13 protein-coding genes and 1 pseudogene are annotated in these 15,667 nt (G+C 72.5%); 4 read left to right on the top strand and 10 right to left on the bottom strand.

Features of this window, described 5'->3' with window-relative positions; genetic code table 11:
* Positions 1–6: 6 nt before the first annotated feature.
* Both ACWGN5_RS25220 and ACWGN5_RS25215 read right to left on the bottom strand, forming a co-directional pair.
* Complete coding sequence (locus ACWGN5_RS25220) at positions 7–1,920, bottom strand: outer membrane protein assembly factor BamB family protein (RefSeq protein WP_453519010.1); 1,914 nt, start codon at positions 1,918–1,920, stop codon at positions 7–9.
* Between the two features lie 135 nt (positions 1,921–2,055).
* Positions 2,056–3,861 (bottom strand): ABC-F family ATP-binding cassette domain-containing protein, encoded by a 1,806-nt coding sequence (locus ACWGN5_RS25215; protein WP_453519008.1) that lies wholly within the window; start codon positions 3,859–3,861, stop codon positions 2,056–2,058.
* A gap of 93 nt (positions 3,862–3,954) precedes the next feature.
* On the opposite strand from ACWGN5_RS25215, the gene ACWGN5_RS25210 reads away from it, so the two are divergent.
* Complete coding sequence (locus ACWGN5_RS25210) at positions 3,955–4,227, top strand: CopG family transcriptional regulator (protein WP_453519006.1); 273 nt, start codon at positions 3,955–3,957, stop codon at positions 4,225–4,227.
* Positions 4,224–4,640 (top strand): DNA-binding protein, encoded by a 417-nt coding sequence (locus ACWGN5_RS25205; RefSeq protein WP_453519005.1) that lies wholly within the window; start codon positions 4,224–4,226, stop codon positions 4,638–4,640. The genes ACWGN5_RS25210 and ACWGN5_RS25205 overlap by 4 nt, the downstream gene beginning before the upstream one ends.
* Here ACWGN5_RS25205 and ACWGN5_RS25200 read toward each other — a convergent pair.
* A complete protein-coding gene (locus ACWGN5_RS25200; protein WP_453519003.1) occupies positions 4,627–5,919 on the bottom strand; it encodes an acyltransferase family protein in 1,293 nt (430 codons plus the stop codon). The two genes, ACWGN5_RS25205 and ACWGN5_RS25200, sit on opposite strands and share 14 nt — an antisense overlap.
* Before the next feature lie 224 nt (positions 5,920–6,143).
* Between ACWGN5_RS25200 and ACWGN5_RS25195 the strand changes: the two genes are divergently transcribed.
* Entirely contained in the window at positions 6,144–7,127 is a 984-nt protein-coding gene (locus tag ACWGN5_RS25195) for a hypothetical protein (protein WP_453519001.1), read from the top strand.
* On the opposite strand, the gene ACWGN5_RS25190 is transcribed toward ACWGN5_RS25195, so the two are convergent.
* The 6 genes from ACWGN5_RS25190 to rsmI all read right to left on the bottom strand — a co-directional run bounded on the left by ACWGN5_RS25190 (position 7,124) and on the right by rsmI (position 12,770).
* Entirely contained in the window at positions 7,124–8,023 is a 900-nt protein-coding gene (locus ACWGN5_RS25190) for a 4-(cytidine 5'-diphospho)-2-C-methyl-D-erythritol kinase (RefSeq protein WP_453518999.1), read from the bottom strand. The genes ACWGN5_RS25195 and ACWGN5_RS25190 overlap by 4 nt on opposite strands.
* Positions 8,020–8,904: a 16S rRNA (adenine(1518)-N(6)/adenine(1519)-N(6))-dimethyltransferase RsmA gene (rsmA, locus tag ACWGN5_RS25185; protein WP_453518997.1), complete on the bottom strand. Its 885-nt coding sequence runs from the start codon at positions 8,902–8,904 to the stop codon at positions 8,020–8,022. The genes ACWGN5_RS25190 and rsmA overlap by 4 nt, the downstream gene beginning before the upstream one ends.
* A 129-nt stretch (positions 8,905–9,033) precedes the next feature.
* On the bottom strand, positions 9,034–10,317 hold the full coding sequence (locus tag ACWGN5_RS25180) for a ubiquitin-like domain-containing protein (protein WP_453518996.1): 1,284 nt from the start codon (positions 10,315–10,317) through the stop codon (positions 9,034–9,036).
* Positions 10,318–10,399: 82 nt separating this feature from the next.
* On the bottom strand, positions 10,400–11,269 hold the full coding sequence (locus tag ACWGN5_RS25175; protein WP_369144709.1) for a TatD family hydrolase: 870 nt from the start codon (positions 11,267–11,269) through the stop codon (positions 10,400–10,402).
* 52 nt (positions 11,270–11,321) lie between these two features.
* A complete protein-coding gene (locus ACWGN5_RS25170; RefSeq protein ID WP_453518993.1) occupies positions 11,322–11,744 on the bottom strand; it encodes a hypothetical protein in 423 nt (140 codons plus the stop codon).
* Positions 11,745–11,882: 138 nt separating this feature from the next.
* Positions 11,883–12,770 (bottom strand): 16S rRNA (cytidine(1402)-2'-O)-methyltransferase, encoded by an 888-nt coding sequence (rsmI, locus tag ACWGN5_RS25165; protein ID WP_453518992.1) that lies wholly within the window; start codon positions 12,768–12,770, stop codon positions 11,883–11,885.
* Between the two features lie 52 nt (positions 12,771–12,822).
* Between rsmI and ACWGN5_RS25160 the strand changes: the two genes are divergently transcribed.
* Entirely contained in the window at positions 12,823–14,571 is a 1,749-nt protein-coding gene (locus ACWGN5_RS25160; RefSeq protein ID WP_453518990.1) for a dolichyl-phosphate-mannose--protein mannosyltransferase, read from the top strand.
* Between the two features lie 232 nt (positions 14,572–14,803).
* Here the strand turns inward: ACWGN5_RS25160 and ACWGN5_RS25155 are convergent.
* Positions 14,804–15,661 (bottom strand): annotated as a pseudogene (locus tag ACWGN5_RS25155) (IS5 family transposase).
* Between the last annotated feature and the right edge of the window lie 6 nt (positions 15,662–15,667).

Below are 15,667 nucleotides of genomic sequence, written 5' to 3'. Positions count from 1 at the left end.
TGTACCTCACTTGCTGAAGGCCATCATGGTCTTGACCTGCATCTCGTCCTTGTCGTTGGACGCCGACACACGTCCGCTCGCCACAACGAAGGTGCCGCTGCCGTAGGCGAAGCTCGCGTCGTAGAAGTTGCTCTCGATCCCGGCGGCCGAGGCCGGGTGCTGGAGCAGGATCTTCGGCGCGCCGCCGGTCGGCGCGAGGGTGGCGACGGCGCCGCCCTTGTCGTACGACGGGTCCACGTACAGCAGGACCTGCCCGCCGTCCATGCGCAGCGGCGTCATCGGCTGGTCGCCGGGCGCCTTGGAGCGCCACTTGGCCTTGCCGGTGTTCAGGTCGAAGGCGACGACCTCGTTGCCCTTGCCGTAACCGGTCTCCGTGGCCATGTAGAAGGTGTTCGCGTCGGCGGCGACACCGGTGCAGCCCTGGAGGTTCTTGCCGAAGATGACGAAGCTGCCGCCGCACGAGGGCGCGAACTTGTCGTTGCCGCCCTGGATCTGCGAGCGCAGCTTGCCGTTGGCGTTCAGCGCGAAGATGGACCACTTCTTCTGGTCGCGCTGGGTGGCCGAGACGACCAGCGGGTCGACCGAGTAGACCTTGTCGACCTCCCAGTTCGCCTCCAGCTGGAAGGTGAACTTCGGCTTGCCGGTGTTGGGGTCGACCTCACCGATGGCCTGGAGCTTCTTGGTGGTGCTGCCCGAGGGGCAGTCCATGGCGGCGATCAGCTTGCTGCCGCCCGCGTAGGCGAAGGGCTTGCAGCCGCTGTCGGCGCCCTTGAAGAGCTGGCGGCCGTCGGCGAGCGAGAAGCCGTACGCGCTGCTGGAGCCGGCCGCGGTGACCGTGTTGCCGCTGATGGCAAGGGTGTTGTCGGAGAAGGCGAAGAGGCCCGTGGCCTTCGGGACGGCCTTCTTCCAGCCGGCCTTGCCGGTCTTGAGGTCGACCTTCTGGAGCTGGGTGCACTTGGCGCCGTCCTTGGCGCTCTCGGCGTAGCCGAAGACCATGGTGCCGTCGGCGGCGGGCTCCGGCGGGACCGCGCACAGCTCGAACGGCAGGTCGACGTGCCACTTGCGCTTGCCGTCGCTCAGGCCGTAGCCGTCGACGCCCTTGTACATCGCCTTGACGACGGTGTCGCCGACGATCCACGGGCCGAAGACGTCGGAGCCGTTGCGGGGCAGGTCGACGTCGTTCTTCAGCAGCCAGTTGACCTTCGCCTCGCCGGCCTGGCGGCCCGCGTTGAGGTCCTCCTCGCCGTTCTCGCCGTCGCCCGAGCCGTCGCCCTGGTCCACCGACTCGGTGGGCTTCGGCGCACCGGAGGAGGAGGTGGCCGTGGCGGTGGGCTGGGCGACCGGGTCCTTGTCGTCGTCCCCGCCGACGACGGCCCAGGTCGTGACGGCGGCGACCAGGACGGCCGCGGCGGCCACGCCGGCGACGATGCCGGTCCTGCCCTTGAACGGGCCGCCGCCACCGGGGCCCTGGGGCGGGGTGGGGGCGCCCTGGTACATGGGCTGGGTGGGGTAGCCGCCGTAGGGGTTCGGCTGCTGACCGTACGGGCCGGGCTGACCGGGCTGGCCCTGCTGCGGGTACCCGTAGGGGGGCTGCGCGGGCTGTCCGTACGGGCCGGGCTGAGCGGGCTGGCCGGGCTGTGCGGGCTGGCCGTAGGGACCCGGCTGGCCGTACGGACCGGGCTGCGGCGCCTGGCCCGGCTGTCCCCCTGGGCCCTGCGGCCCGGGAGGTGCCCCCAGCGGGTACCCGTAACCGGGCTGCGTGGCGGGCGGGGTCGGCGGTGCCTGCGGCGGGACCGGCGGAGCCTGCGGCGGCACGGGCGGCACGGCCGGACCCTGGTTCGGGGCCTGGCCCGGGGCCTGGTTCGGGTCCTGAGGGGCTCCGAAGCCCCCCGGCGGCTGGTTGCTGGGCGGCTGGGTCATCAGCGGTTCCCCCTTGACGTGAACGGGTTTTCTTTCTACCACTCACGCGCTGGCGCAAAAGCGACCGGTCCGCCCCTTGTACCCAAGGGAGGACCGGCCTGTGATGCCGTTGTTATGCGTCCCGCCGGGCCGGACCTAGGCGTCCTCGGCCAGTTCCAGCCAGCGCATCTCCAATTCCTCCCGCTCCCCCGCGAGTTCCCGGAGCTCCGCGTCGAGCTTCGCCACCTTCTCGAAATCGGTGGCGTTGTCGGCGATCTGCGCGTGCAGCTTCGCCTCCCGGTCGGAGAGCTTGTCGAGCTGACGCTCGACCTTCTGCAGCTCCTTCTTGGCGGCGCGGGCGTCGGCGGCGGAGAGGCCGGGCTTGGCCTGCGCGGGCGCTGCGGCGGGCGCCGGGACGGCCGCCTCGATCATCTTCTGGCGGCGCTCCAGGTACTCGTCGATGCCGCGCGGCAGCATCCGCAGCGTCTTGTCGCCGAGCAGCGCGAACGTCCGGTCCGTGGTGCGCTCGATGAAGAACCGGTCGTGGGAGATGACGACCATGGAGCCCGGCCAGCCGTCGAGGAGGTCCTCCAGCTGGGTGAGGGTCTCGATGTCGAGGTCGTTGGTGGGCTCGTCGAGGAAGAGGACGTTCGGCTCGTCCATCAGGAGGCGGAGCAGCTGGAGGCGGCGGCGCTCACCACCGGAGAGGTCGCCGACGGGGGTCCACTGCTTCTCCTTGGAGAAGCCGAACTGCTCGCAGAGCTGACCGGCGGTCATCTCGCGGCCCTTGCCGAGGTCGACGCGGTCGCGGATCTGCTGCACGGCCTCCAGGACGCGCAGCGTGGCGGGGAGTTCGGTGACGTCCTGCGAGAGGTAGGCGAGCCGGACGGTCTTGCCGACGACGATCTTCCCGGCGGCCGGCTGCTTCTCGCCCTGGCTGACGGCCGCTTCGGCGAGCGCCCGCAGGAGTGAGGTCTTGCCCGCGCCGTTGACGCCGACGAGGCCGATGCGGTCGCCGGGCCCGAGCTGCCAGGTGAGGTGCTTGAGCAGCTCCTTGGGGCCGGCGGTGATGCTCACGTCCTCCAGGTCGAAGACCGTCTTGCCGAGGCGGGCGTTGGCGAACTTCATCAGCTCGGAGGTGTCGCGCGGCGGCGGCACGTCGGCGATGAGCTCGTTCGCGGCCTCGATGCGGTAGCGCGGCTTGGAGGTACGGGCGGGGGCGCCGCGCCGGAGCCAGGCGAGCTCCTTGCGCATCAGGTTCTGCCGCTTGGCCTCCTCCGTGGCGGCGATCCGCTCGCGCTCGGCGCGGGCGAAGACGTAGTCGGAGTAGCCGCCCTCGTACTCGTGCACGTCACCGCGCTGCACGTCCCACATGCGGGTGCAGACCTGGTCGAGGAACCAGCGGTCGTGGGTGACGCAGACGAGCGCCGAGCGGCGCTCCTGGAGGTGCTTGGCGAGCCAGGCGATGCCCTCGACGTCGAGGTGGTTGGTGGGCTCGTCGAGGACGATCAGGTCCTGGTCCTCGATGAGGAGCTTGGCGAGCGCGATGCGGCGGCGCTCGCCGCCGGAGAGCGGGCCGATGACCGTGTCGAGGCCCTGCTCGAAGCCGGGCAGGTCGAGGCCGCCGAAGAGGCCGGTGAGCACGTCGCGGATCTTGGCGCTGCCCGCCCACTCGTGGTCGGCCATGACGCCGATGACCTCGTGCCGGATGGTGGCCTTCGGGTCGAGGGAGTCGTGCTGGGTGAGCACCCCGAGGCGGAGCCCGCCGCTGTGGGTGACGCGGCCGGTGTCGGCCTCCTCCAGCTTGGCGAGCATCCGGATGAGGGTGGTCTTGCCGTCGCCGTTGCGTCCGACGACCCCGATCCGGTCCCCCTCGGAGACGCCGAGCGAGACCCCGTCGAGCAGGGCACGGGTGCCGTACACCTTGCTGACGGCCTCGACATTGACCAGGTTGACGGCCACGTTCACTCCTGTACGGGGGATCGATCGACGTCCCAGGGTACGTCGCCGGGCTCTCCCCGCCCGACGGGTGGCATCAGCGGTAGCATAAGAGGCATGAGCGAGCCCACCCAGAAGTACTCGATCAGCATGCCCCGGGACCTCGCGGAGGCGGCACGCGCGCGTGGCGGCCCCTCCGGGCTCTCGGCCTATGTGACCGCCGCCGTCGCCCGGCAGATCGAACGGGACGACCTCAACGAGCTCATCGCGGTGGCGGAGGCCGAACACGGGCCCGTCACGGACGAGGAGATCCAGGCGAGGCGCGAGCAGCTGCGCCGGGCCCGTCAGGAGCAGGGCGGTACGACGACCGGCGAGGCGAGCGCCGCGTGACCCCTCGCTCCGAGGCCGTACCCGGCGGCACGCTGGTGCTCGACAGCGAGGGCCTCGCCAAGGCCGTCCTGCGCGACCGCGAGGTCACCGGCTGGCTCGCCCTGGCCCGCGCCGACGACCTGCGGGTCGTGACGAGCGCGGCCACGCTGGTGGAGGTGATGCACCCCCGGATCAACCGGGCCGCCCTGGAATGGACCCTGTCCCGTCTCGTCGTCGAACCCGTGACGGAGGCCGTGGCCCGGCGCGCGGCGGCCCTGCTCGCCGAGACGGGACTCCACGGCCACACGTACGCCATCGACGCGACGGTCGCCGCGACGGCCCTCACGGCGCCCGGCCCCGTCACCGTGCTGACCTCGGCCCCGGAGGACCTGCTGGCCCTCTGCCGGGGCCGCGCGACCGTCATCGCGATCTGACCCGCCCCGCCCGCTCCACGAGCAGCCACCCCACGAGCGCGAGCCCCACCGCCGCCGGGGCCGTGACCGGGACGGCGATCAGGGTCGCCGAGTGACCCTCCAGGAGCCCGGCGAAGCCCGTCAGGGACAGGCCCAGGACACCGAACAGGGCGAGCGTGATGCCGAGGGCGGCGAGGGGCCCGCCCGTACCGGTCGCCGGGGCGGCCGGGACCGGCGCCTCGAAGCGGCGGAAGACCGCGACCAGCAGCGCCGTGAGCACGGCCGCCGCCGCGAACCGGAGCGGGACCTGCGCCCACCAGGCGCCCGAGGCCGGGGCCGGCAGCTCCACGCCGAGACCGAGCAGCGCCCCGTACACCCCGAGCATGGCCGTCAGGTGCCACAGGAACGCCGTCATCGCGATCCCGTTCGCCGCGACCACCGCCCGCCACACCCCGGCCCGGGCGACGAACCGCGCACCCGGGCCCTTGAGCAGCTCGACCGCGCCGACCAGCCACAGGCCGTGGCAGAGCAGGGCGAGCGTCGGCGGCGCCATGTTCGACACCTTCTCGCCCGGCATCCCCACCATCGACAGCGGATACGGCCCGAGGGCGACGAGCGCCGTCGCGCCGAGGAGGCCCGCTCCGGCGAGCAGCGCCGGGCGGCGGATCATGCCGTCGGCGCGGAGGAAACCGAGCTGGTGGACCGCGAGCCACACGAACGCGAAGTTCAGGAACTCCACGAAGGGGACGCCCACCGCGAACCGCAGCACGTCCACCGCGACCGCCCCGCCCGCGAGGACGAGGAACGCGCCCCACCCCCACCGCTCGTGCAGCCGCAGCAGCGGCGGCGTGAAGGCCACCATCGCCAGGTAGATCCCGATGAACCACAGCGGCTGCGTGACGAGCCGCAGCGCCACCCCGGTGAGCCCCTCGTCCGCCCCGGACAGCTGGAGCAGCAGCGCGGCCGCGCCCCACACCCCGACGAACACCATCGTCGGCCGCAGCAGCCGCTGGAGCCGGGCCCGCAGGAACGCCGCGTACTGCGGGCGGGAGCGGTGGGCGAGGGCGTGCGAGAAGCCCCCCACGAAGAAGAACACCGGCATCACCTGGAACACCCAGGTCACCAGCTGGAGTTCCGGCACGACGGCGAGCAGGTTCCCGACCTGCCCGTCGGCGTTGACGGCCGCCATCAGCCAGTGGCCGAGGACGACGACCGCGAGCGAGGCGACCCGGAGCAGATCGACGTACCGGTCCCGCGTCGCCGGTGTGGCGGCGGCGAGTTCACGCGCGCTGATTCCCATGCGAGCACGGTCCCGCGGCGGCCCGGCCGGCCGTCAGGGCGCGGATACTCAAATCGGGAGCTGAGTATCGGGAGTACGGAACCCAGGAAGCCCGCCGCGCAGTGCCAACCGGCCCCAAGCCGTCGGCCACGTGGGCGACCTCCCGGCCACGGCTGCCGTGCTCCCCGGCGGGCGAACCGCGAGCCTCTCCTCAGGTCACCCGCACCCCCCACGAGGAGAAGCCCATGTCGAGACGCCCGCGTCTGGCCGCCGTCGCCGCCGCCACCGCCGCTCTCACCGTGCTCGCCGCCGGCCCCGCGTCGGCCGCCGACCCGACCGTGTCCGATCCCCGCGTCGTCGCGCACTTCGACTTCGTCGCCGGGGAGACCCCGGAGAACATCGCCCTCGCACCCGACGGCTCGGCGATCCTGACCTTCGCCTACGCCCACAAGGTGGTGCGGGTCGGCAAGGACGGTTCCGGGCCGACCGACCTCGCGGTCCTCCCCACGGTCACGGACCCGACGGGCTCCCTCCTCACCGGCATCGCCCGCGCCCACGACGGCACCCTGTACGTCAACTACGTCACCGGCACCGACGAGGAGAACGGCATCTGGCGCATCCGCCCCGACGGCAGCGCGCCCCAGCTGATCGTGAAGGTGCCGGTCGACGGCTTCCCCAACGGTCTCGCCCTCGACGAGAAGTGCGACACCCTCTACGCCGCGGACTCGGCACTCGGCGTCGTGTGGAGCGCGCGGGTGCCGGACGGGGACAACATGGTGCAGGCGACGGAATGGGCCTCCGGAGCGGCCCTGGAGCCGACCCAGGACCTCCCCTTCGGGGCCAACGGCCTCAAGCTCCACGACGGCGCCGTCTGGGTGTCCAACTCGGCCCAGAGGACCCTGCTCCGGATCCCGATCGAGAAGAACCGGACCGCGGGCCCGATCCAGACCCGGGCGACCGGGCTCACCGGCATCGACGACTTCGCCTTCACCGGGCACGGCGACACGGTCCTGGCCGCGCGGGTCTCGGAGGACAAGCTCGAACTCGTCCGCCCCGACGGAACCCACAAGACGGTCCTCACCGGCGCGGACGGCCTCGACAGCCCGACCTCGGTGGCGATCCGCGCCAAGACCGTCTACGTCCCCAGCGCGGGCTACTTCTTCGACCCCGAGACCGAGACCCCGGACCCGAACCTCCTCCTGGCCCGCATCTCCCGCAACAAGCTCTAGCCGAGGACGACCGCGCCCGGCGCCGGGGAGGTCGTCGGGCGGGCCGTGCGGCAGGTGCCGGAGGCGACGAGGGCGGCGGCGACCGCGTCCGCCGTCTCCGCGTCCTTCACCAGGAACGCCGTCGTCGGGCCCGAGCCGGAGACCAGCGCCGCGAGGGCGCCCGCCTCGGTGCCCGCCGCCAGGGTCGCGGCGAGCGAGGGGCGCAGGGAGAGCGCCGGTGCCTGGAGGTCGTTGGCGAGGGTGGCGGCGAGAGCGGCGGTGTCACCGGTCGCCAGGGCCTCCAGGAGCGCCGGGGAGGCGGCCGGCTCCGGGACCTCGACGCCCTCGGCGAGACGGTCGAACTCCCCGTACACCGCGGGGGTCGACAGACCGCCGTCCGCGACGGCGAACACCCAGTGGAAGGTGCCCCCGACCGGCAGCTCCGTCAGCTTCTCGCCCCGCCCGGTGCCGAGCGCCGCCCCGCCGACCAGGCTGAACGGCACGTCCGAGCCGAGCTCGGCGCAGATCTCCAGGAGCACCTCGCGGGGCGTGTCCAGGCCCCAGAGCGCGTCGCAGGCGAGCAGGGCGCCCGCGCCGTCCGCGCTGCCGCCCGCCATGCCGCCGGCGACCGGGATGTCCTTCCTGATGTGCAGGTGCACGTCCGGCGCGATGCCGTGCCGGGCGGCGAGCAGCTCGGCGGCCCGCGCGGCCAGGTTGCTCCGGTCCAGCGGCACCTTGTCGGCGTCCGGGCCCTCGCAGGTGATCGTCAGCGTGTCGGCGGGGGTGGCGGTGACCTCGTCGTACAGGGAGACGGCGAGGAAGACGTTGGCCAGGTCGTGGAAGCCGTCGGGGCGGGCCGCGCCGACGGCGAGCTGGACGTTGACCTTGGCGGGGACGCGTACGGTCACGCCGTTCATGCCTGCGCCTCCGGCTTGTTCTCCGCGATCCGCGCGAACTCCTCCACCGTCAGCGACTCGCCCCGCGCCTGCGGCGAGATCCCGGCCTTCACCAGGGCCTCCTCCGCCGCGGCGGGCGAGCCCGCCCAGGTCGCGAGGGCCGCGCGCAGCGTCTTGCGGCGCTGGGCGAAGGCCGCGTCGACGACCGCGAAGACCTCCTGCCGGCTCGCGGTGGTCGGCAGCGGCTCGGTGCGGCGGACGAGGGAGACGAGGCCGGAGTCGACGTTCGGCGCGGGCCAGAAGACGTTGCGGCCGATCGCGCCGGCGCGCTTGACCTCGGCGTACCAGTTGGCCTTGACGGAGGGGACCCCGTACACCTTGTTCCCGGGCTTGGCGGCGAGCCGGTCGGCGACCTCGGCCTGGACCATGACGAGGGTCCGCTCGATGGTCGGGAACCGCTCCAGCATGTGGAGCAGGACGGGCACGGCCACGTTGTACGGCAGGTTCGCGACGAGCGCGGTGGGCGGCGGGCCCGGGAGCTCCTCGACGTGCATCGCGTCGGAGTGGACGAGCGCGAAGCGGTCCTTCTTCTGCGGCATGCGGGCGGCGATCGTCGCCGGGAGCGCGGCGGCGAGGATGTCGTCGATCTCGACGGCCGTCACGCGGTCGGCGGCCTCCAGGAGGGCCAGGGTGAGGGAGCCGAGCCCGGGCCCCACCTCCACGACCACGTCCTCGGGCCGCACCTCGGCCGTGCGGACGATCCGCCGGACGGTGTTGGCGTCGATGACGAAGTTCTGGCCCTTCTGCTTCGTGGGGCGCACGCCGAGGGCGGCGGCCAGCTCACGGATGTCGGCGGGGCCGAGGAGGGCGTCGGGGCTTTCGGGGCCGGTGGTGGTGCTCACCGGTACAGCCTACGGGGCCCGGCTGGGGCCGACCTACGGCTCACCGGTTCGGGCGGCGGTCACCCGGGCGGCCTAAGGCCTGTCTTTCGGATCAGGCCGGGCTCGCGGGGCCTGATCCGAAAGACAGGCCTAGCCGTGGGTGAGCCGTCGTCCGCAGTGGGGCCACGGGCTCGCCCCCCGCTGCACGTACAGCTTCTTCGCGCGGAAGGTCTGCTCGGCCGCGGACGCGTTCTGCGCGGTGCCGCTGCCCCCGAGCGCGCGCCAGGTGCCCGGGTCGAACTGGTAGAGCCCGCCGTACGTCCCCGAGGGGTCGACCGCGTTCGGGCGGCCGCCGGACTCGCAGGCGGCCAGCGCGCCCCAGTCGAGGCCGTCGGCGCCGGTGACGGAGGTGGGCAGCGGCCGGGTGCCGACCCGGACCTTGCGGCTGACGGGCTCGCGGACGATCTCCTCGCCGGTCCTGCGGGGCCGCTGCTTGACCCCGTTGACCGTGCGCAGGCTGTACGTGACGCGGCGGACGCCCGGGACGCCCTGCCGTTCCACGACCTCGGTGCCGGCGAAGAGCTCCGGGTCGCGGACCCGCTCCACGGCGTACGGCACGGACTCCTCCCGCACCTGCCGGGAGCCGGTGATCCGCATGACGTTCACCGTCTGCCCGTCGCGGGGGAAGGAGTCGGCCGGGACGGAGGTGGTGTCCTGTCCGGAGAGCGTGATCCCGGCCTCGGCGAGGGCCTCCCGGACGGTGGCCGCGTTCGTACGGACCGTCCGCTCGCGTCCGTCGGCCAGGAAGGTGACGGCCCGCTCGGTGCGGACGTCGAGGGCGAGGCCCTGCCGGGAGATCGTGGCCCCGCGGGAGGCCGAGAGGAAGGCGCCCTCGGCGCGGACCCCGAGCTGGCGCAGCGCCCCCTCGACGGTCCCGGCGGTCGTCCAGACCTGGCGGCGCTGCCCGTCGAGGGTGAGGGCGACCGGCCGCCCGTACCGGACGACGATCTCGTCGCCGCTGACCAGGGCCTCGCCGGGGGCGGGCGCGACGATGTCGTGCTCGCCGACGGCGACGCCCTCGTCGGCGAGGAGCTCCCGCACGTCGTCGGCGAAGGTGTGGAGGGTGCGGGGGGCGCCGTCGACGGTGAGCTCGACGGCCTTGTCGTCGGCGAGGAAGGCGCTGGTGCCGCCGGCGAGGAAGGCGACGACGAGCGCCTGCGGGACGAGCCTCCGCAGGCCCTCGCCCGGCCCGCCGGACGCCTTGCGGCGGCGGGCGGCCCGGCGGGCCCCGGCGCGGGACCCCTGACCCGGCACGACGCCCGGCACGACGCCCGGCACCACGAGGGGCGCCGCCTGCGTCGGCTGCTCGTGCACGGGCAGGGTCGCGCCCGCGCCCCGCCGTCCGGCTCGGTGACTGCCCTGGGAAGTACTCACGAGGCCGGGACCCTAGCCCCGAGAGCCGTCACTCTCCAAAGCGACCCGACTACGCCACGTAACTTTTATGGATCGGTGATGCTCAGTAGTCGAAGGCGCGGGCCGTGTTCACGGCGATCGCCTCGGCCAGCTCGTTCTCCCCGATGCCGCGGACCTCGGCCATGGCCCGGACGGTGACCGGGATCAGGTACGGGGCGTTCGGGCGGCCCCGGAAGGGCGCCGGGGTGAGGAAGGGCGCGTCGGTCTCGACGAGGACCAGCTCCAGCGGGGCGATCGCGAGCGCGTCCCGCAGCGGCTGGGCGTTCTTGAAGGTGACGTTGCCGGCGAAGGACATGTAGTAGCCCTTGGCGGCGCAGATCTCGGCCATGGCGGCGTCGCCGGAGTAGCAGTGGAAGACGGTCCGCTCGGGGGCGCCCTCCTCGTCCAGGACGCGCAGCACGTCGGCGTGGGCCTCCCGGTCGTGGATGACGAGGGCCTTGCCGTGCCGCTTGGCGATCTCGATGTGGGCCCGGAAGGAACGCTCCTGCGCGGCGATGCCCTCGGGTCCCGTACGGAAGAAGTCGAGGCCGGTCTCGCCGACGCCGCGGACGTACGGCAGGGCGGCGAGCCGGTCGATCTCGGTGAGGGCGTCGTCGAGGGCCGCGTCGCCGCCGCCCTGACGGGCGCCCTGCCGGGACCAGCCGTCGGGGTCCCCGAGGACGATGCGGGGGGCCTCGTTGGGGTGCAGCGCGACGGCGGCGTGCACGTTCTCGTGGGCGGCGGCCGTCTCGGCGGCCCACTGCGAGCCCTTCACGTCGCAGCCGACCTGGACGACCGTGGTCACGCCGACCGCGGCGGCCTTGACCAGGGCCTCCTCGACGGTCCCGGACTGCAGGTCCATGTGGGTGTGCGAGTCCGCGACCTCCACGAGGAGGGGTTCGGGCAGCGGCGGCGGGGCGTCCTTGGCACTCATGGCCCCGATCGTACGAGGGCCACGAGTGCCGGCGCGCGGGGTTACCGGTGGACTAGTGGTGACGCCTGCGGGGGTGGAAGAGGTCCGACAGATGCCAGTGATGCGGCACCGGCGGCTTCTCGGGGGCGTCGTCCTCGGTCAGCTCCTGGCCGATGGGCCCGGCCGGTGAGACGGGCTTCGTCGCCCGCGCCCCGTGCTGGTGCTTCTCGGTCGCGGCGACCAGGTCGAGCACCGACGACACCTGCCCCGCGCGCATGATGCGGACGACATGTCCGCCGCAGTTCATGCAGGTGGGGCTGGACAGCGGGGACGGTACCCGCTCTCCGTCGGCCTTGTAGACGACGAATTCCTGGCCGGCGGCGTCGACGTGGTGCTCGATGTCGTACGCCTGCTCCCAGCCGTATCCACAGCGCATGCAGGCGAAGGCGTACGCCTCATGGGCGACGGATATGCCGGTGCCGGTGATCTCGCTCATGCCAGCTCCTCTCCACTGATCAGTGGACGCCTTTTCGGGCCGGAGCGCATCAGCGGGGGACGAACCATGGATTTCTCTTTGGCGTTCCCTTGCCAAGCGCCCTGCGAAGAGTCCCGGCGCCGGGTTCGGCTTTGCCTTTCACATTAGTCCTTTACCCTTTCCGGGGCCCGACACGTCCGCATTCTTTGCCGCGACCACGGCATCGAACACCTCCCGCTTGGGAAGCCCCGCCTCCGCCGCGACGGCGGCGATCGCCTCCTTGCGGCGCTCCCCCGCCTCCTCGCGCACCCGCACCCTGCGCACCAGCTCCTCCGCGTCGAGCTCGGCCGGGCCGGTCTCCGGGGCGCCCTCGACGACGACGGTGATCTCGCCCCGTACGCCGTCCTTCGCCCATTCCGCGAGCTCGCCGAGCGGGCCCCGCTTGACCTCCTCGTACGTCTTCGTCAGCTCGCGGCAGACCGCGGCCCGGCGCTCGGCGCCGAACACCTCGGCCATCGCGGCCAGGGTGTCGTCGAGCCGGTGCGGGGCCTCGAAGTAGACGAGGGTCCTGCGCTCGTCCGCGACCTCGCGGAGACGGCCCAGGCGCTCGCCGGCCTTCCTCGGCAGGAAGCCCTCGAAGCAGAAGCGGTCCACCGGGAGGCCGGAGAGGGCCAGCGCGGTGAGCACGGCGGACGGGCCGGGCACGGCCGTCACCTTGATGTCCTGCTCGACGGCGGCGGCGACCAGCCGGTAGCCGGGGTCCGAGACCGACGGCATGCCCGCGTCCGTCACGAGCAGCACCCGCGCCCCGCCGACCAGGGCCTCGACGAGCTCCGGCGTACGGGCGGACTCGTTGCCCTCGAAATACGAGACGACCCGGCCCGTCGTGTGGATGCCGAGCGCCCGGGTGAGGCCGCGCAGCCTCCGGGTGTCCTCGGCTGCCACGATGTCCGCGCCCTGCAGCTCGGCGGCGAGACGGGGCGGGGCGTCCGCGATGTCACCGATGGGGGTCCCTGCGAGTACCAGCGTTCCTGTCACACGGAACATCCTCCCAGCCCGGACAGGCGACTCGCACAGGCGCGTTCCCTACGATGGCGCGGTGACCAGTACCGCACCCGAGGCCCTGGAGGGCCAGCACCCCATGGCGGCGCCCGTGGCAGAGCCCTCTTCGTGGCAGCAGAGGCTGCGGCGCTTCGGCTACACACCGCCTGCCTCCGACCCGATCGGACTGCGCGAGCGGCTCGTCCCCCCGTACACCCGGCCCTCCGAACGGACGTGGTCGCTGCTCGGCATCGGCCCCGGCGGCGCCGACCGGCTGTGGCGGCTGCTGGCCTGGGGCGGTCCGCTCCTGGTCACGGCGGTCGCGGGCCTGCTGCGGTTCTGGAACCTGGGCAAGCCGCACGCGGTGATATTCGACGAGACGTACTACGCCAAGGACTCCTGGGCCCTGATCAACCAGGGGTACGAGGGGGCCTGGCCGAAGGACATCGACAAGACGATCCTCACCGACCCCGGCTCGGTCCTGGTGCCGACGGATCCCGGGTACGTCGTGCACCCGCCGATGGGCAAATGGGTGATCGGCGTCGGCGAGAAGCTCTTCGGCTTCGAACCCTTCGGCTGGCGTTTCATGGTCGCCCTGCTCGGCACCCTGTCCGTGCTGATGCTGTGCCGGATCGGCCGCCGGCTGTTCCGCTCGACGTTCCTGGGCTGCCTGGCGGGCCTGCTCCTGGCCGTCGACGGACTGCACTTCGTGATGAGCCGCACCGCGCTGCTCGACCAGGTGCTGATGTTCTTCGTGCTCGCCGCCTTCGGCTGCCTGGTCCTGGACCGGGACAGGACGCGCCGACGGCTCGCCGCCGCCCTCCCCGAGGACGAGGAAGGGGTCCTGCGTCCGGACGCGGAGATCGCCGAGACCCTCCGCCTGGGCTGGCGGCCCTGGCGGATCGCGGCCGGCGTCTCCCTGGGCCTCGCGGCGGCCACCAAGTGGAACGGCCTCTACGTGATGGTCGCCTTCGGTCTCCTCACCGTCCTGTGGGACGTCGGCGGCCGCCGCACGGCCGGCGCCGTCCGCCCGTACCTCGCGGTGATCAAGAAGGACCTGGTCCCCGCGTTCGTCTCCGTCGTCCCGGTGGCCATCGGCACGTACCTGGCGACCTGGAGCGGCTGGCTGGCCACCGACAAGGGCTACTTCCGCCACTGGGCCGAGGAGCACGACAAGGCGGTCGGCGGCGGCACCTGGGGCTGGCTCCCGGACTGGCTGCGCAGCCTGTGGCACTACGAGTCCGAGGTGTACACCTTCCACGTCGGCCTCACCTCGCCGCACACCTACCAGTCGAACCCCTGGTCCTGGATCGTGCTGGGCCGCCCCGTCTCGTACTTCTACGAGTCCCCCGCCCCCGGCACGGCCGGCTGCCCGGCGACGGCGAAGGAGAAGTGCGCCCAGGAGGTCCTGGCCCTCGGCACCCCCCTCCTCTGGTGGGCCGCCTGCTTCGCGATCCTGTACGTCCTGTGGCGCTGGGCCTTCCGCCGCGACTGGCGCGCGGGCGCGATCGCCTGCGGCATCGCGGCCGGCTGGCTCCCCTGGTTCCTTTACCAGGAACGCACCATCTTCCTTTTCTACGCGGTCGTCTTCGTGCCTTTCCTGTGCCTGGCGGTGGCCATGATGCTGGGCGCGATCATCGGCCCCCGAGGCTCCTCGGAAAGACGCCGCACTTTCGGCGCGGTGGCAGCGGGCTGCCTGGTCCTGCTCATCGTCTGGAATTTCATCTACTTCTGGCCCATCTACACCGGCACCCCCATTCCACTGGACCAGTGGAGAAGCCGGATGTGGCTGGACACCTGGGTGTAGCGGGGGAAATACGGCAAGAGGGCGCGACCGTCGGTCGCGCCCTCTTGGTTGTTGTCGGTGGCTGTCAGTGGGCTCCGGCGACCCCTCGACGGCCCACAGACGGCCCGGGACGGCCTCCGCTTGCCTCTCCAGCGTGTACGAGGCGCGCTCTATCACCGTGCCCGCGAGACGTCGCCCCGCTAACGTCTGAGCCACTCGGCGGTGCCGGGTTCCTTGAGAGCTCGTAACACGATCATGAGCTGTGCTTCTTGACGCGTCTCCAGCAGATGAGGCTGCAGGCGAGGGAGACGAAGGCGTCGTGGAGTTCGGTTCGCCGTTCCCAGCGGACGGCGAGGCGTTTGAACTGGTGCAGCAGGGCGAAGGTCTGCTCGACGACGTAGCGGAGCTTGCCCAGGCCCTCGATGTTCGGGGAGCCTCTGCGGGAGATGACCGGGAGTATCCGCCGCTTGCGCAGTTCGCGGCGGTTCGGGTCGGAGTCGTAGCCCTTGTCGCCGAGCAGGGCTTCGGCGCTGCCGCGGCCGGCCCGGGCGGCCTGCGACGGGCGGGATGCCGTCGACCAGGGCGAGGGTCTGGGTGACGTCGTTGACGTTGGCGGCGGTGGTGATGACCTTCAGCGGAGTGCCACGTCCATCGCAGATCAGATGGTGCTTGCTGCCCGTCTTCCGCCGGTCGACCGGCGACGGACCGGTGTCGGCTCCCCCTTTTTCGCGCGGACGTGGGAGCCGTCGACGCACGCTCTGGACCAGTCCAGCTCGCCGGCCGCGTTCAGCTCGGCGAGCAGGATCCGGTGCAGCCGGTCGAAGACCCCGGCCTTCTGCCACCGCTCCAGCCGCCGCCAGCAGGTCTGGCCCGATCCGAACCCCAGCTCCAGCGGCAGCAGTTGCCAGGCGATGTCGTTGCGGAGCACGTACAGGATGCCTTGCTGGCACAGCCGGTCCGGCACCGGCCGCGGGCCGGGAGCCTTCTTGGGCCAGGGCGGCAGCAACGGCTCGATCAGCGCCCACAGGTCATCGTCCACGATCCACGGCCGGGTACTCACACCATCCCGAACGGCCGAATCGTCACACCGGTCACGGCCGACCAGGAGCATTCAGCA

The organism is Streptomyces sp. NPDC055815 (assembly GCF_053616475.1).
Note: the sequence above shows the minus strand (reverse complement) of the source record. Positions and strands in the feature narration are given on the sequence as shown.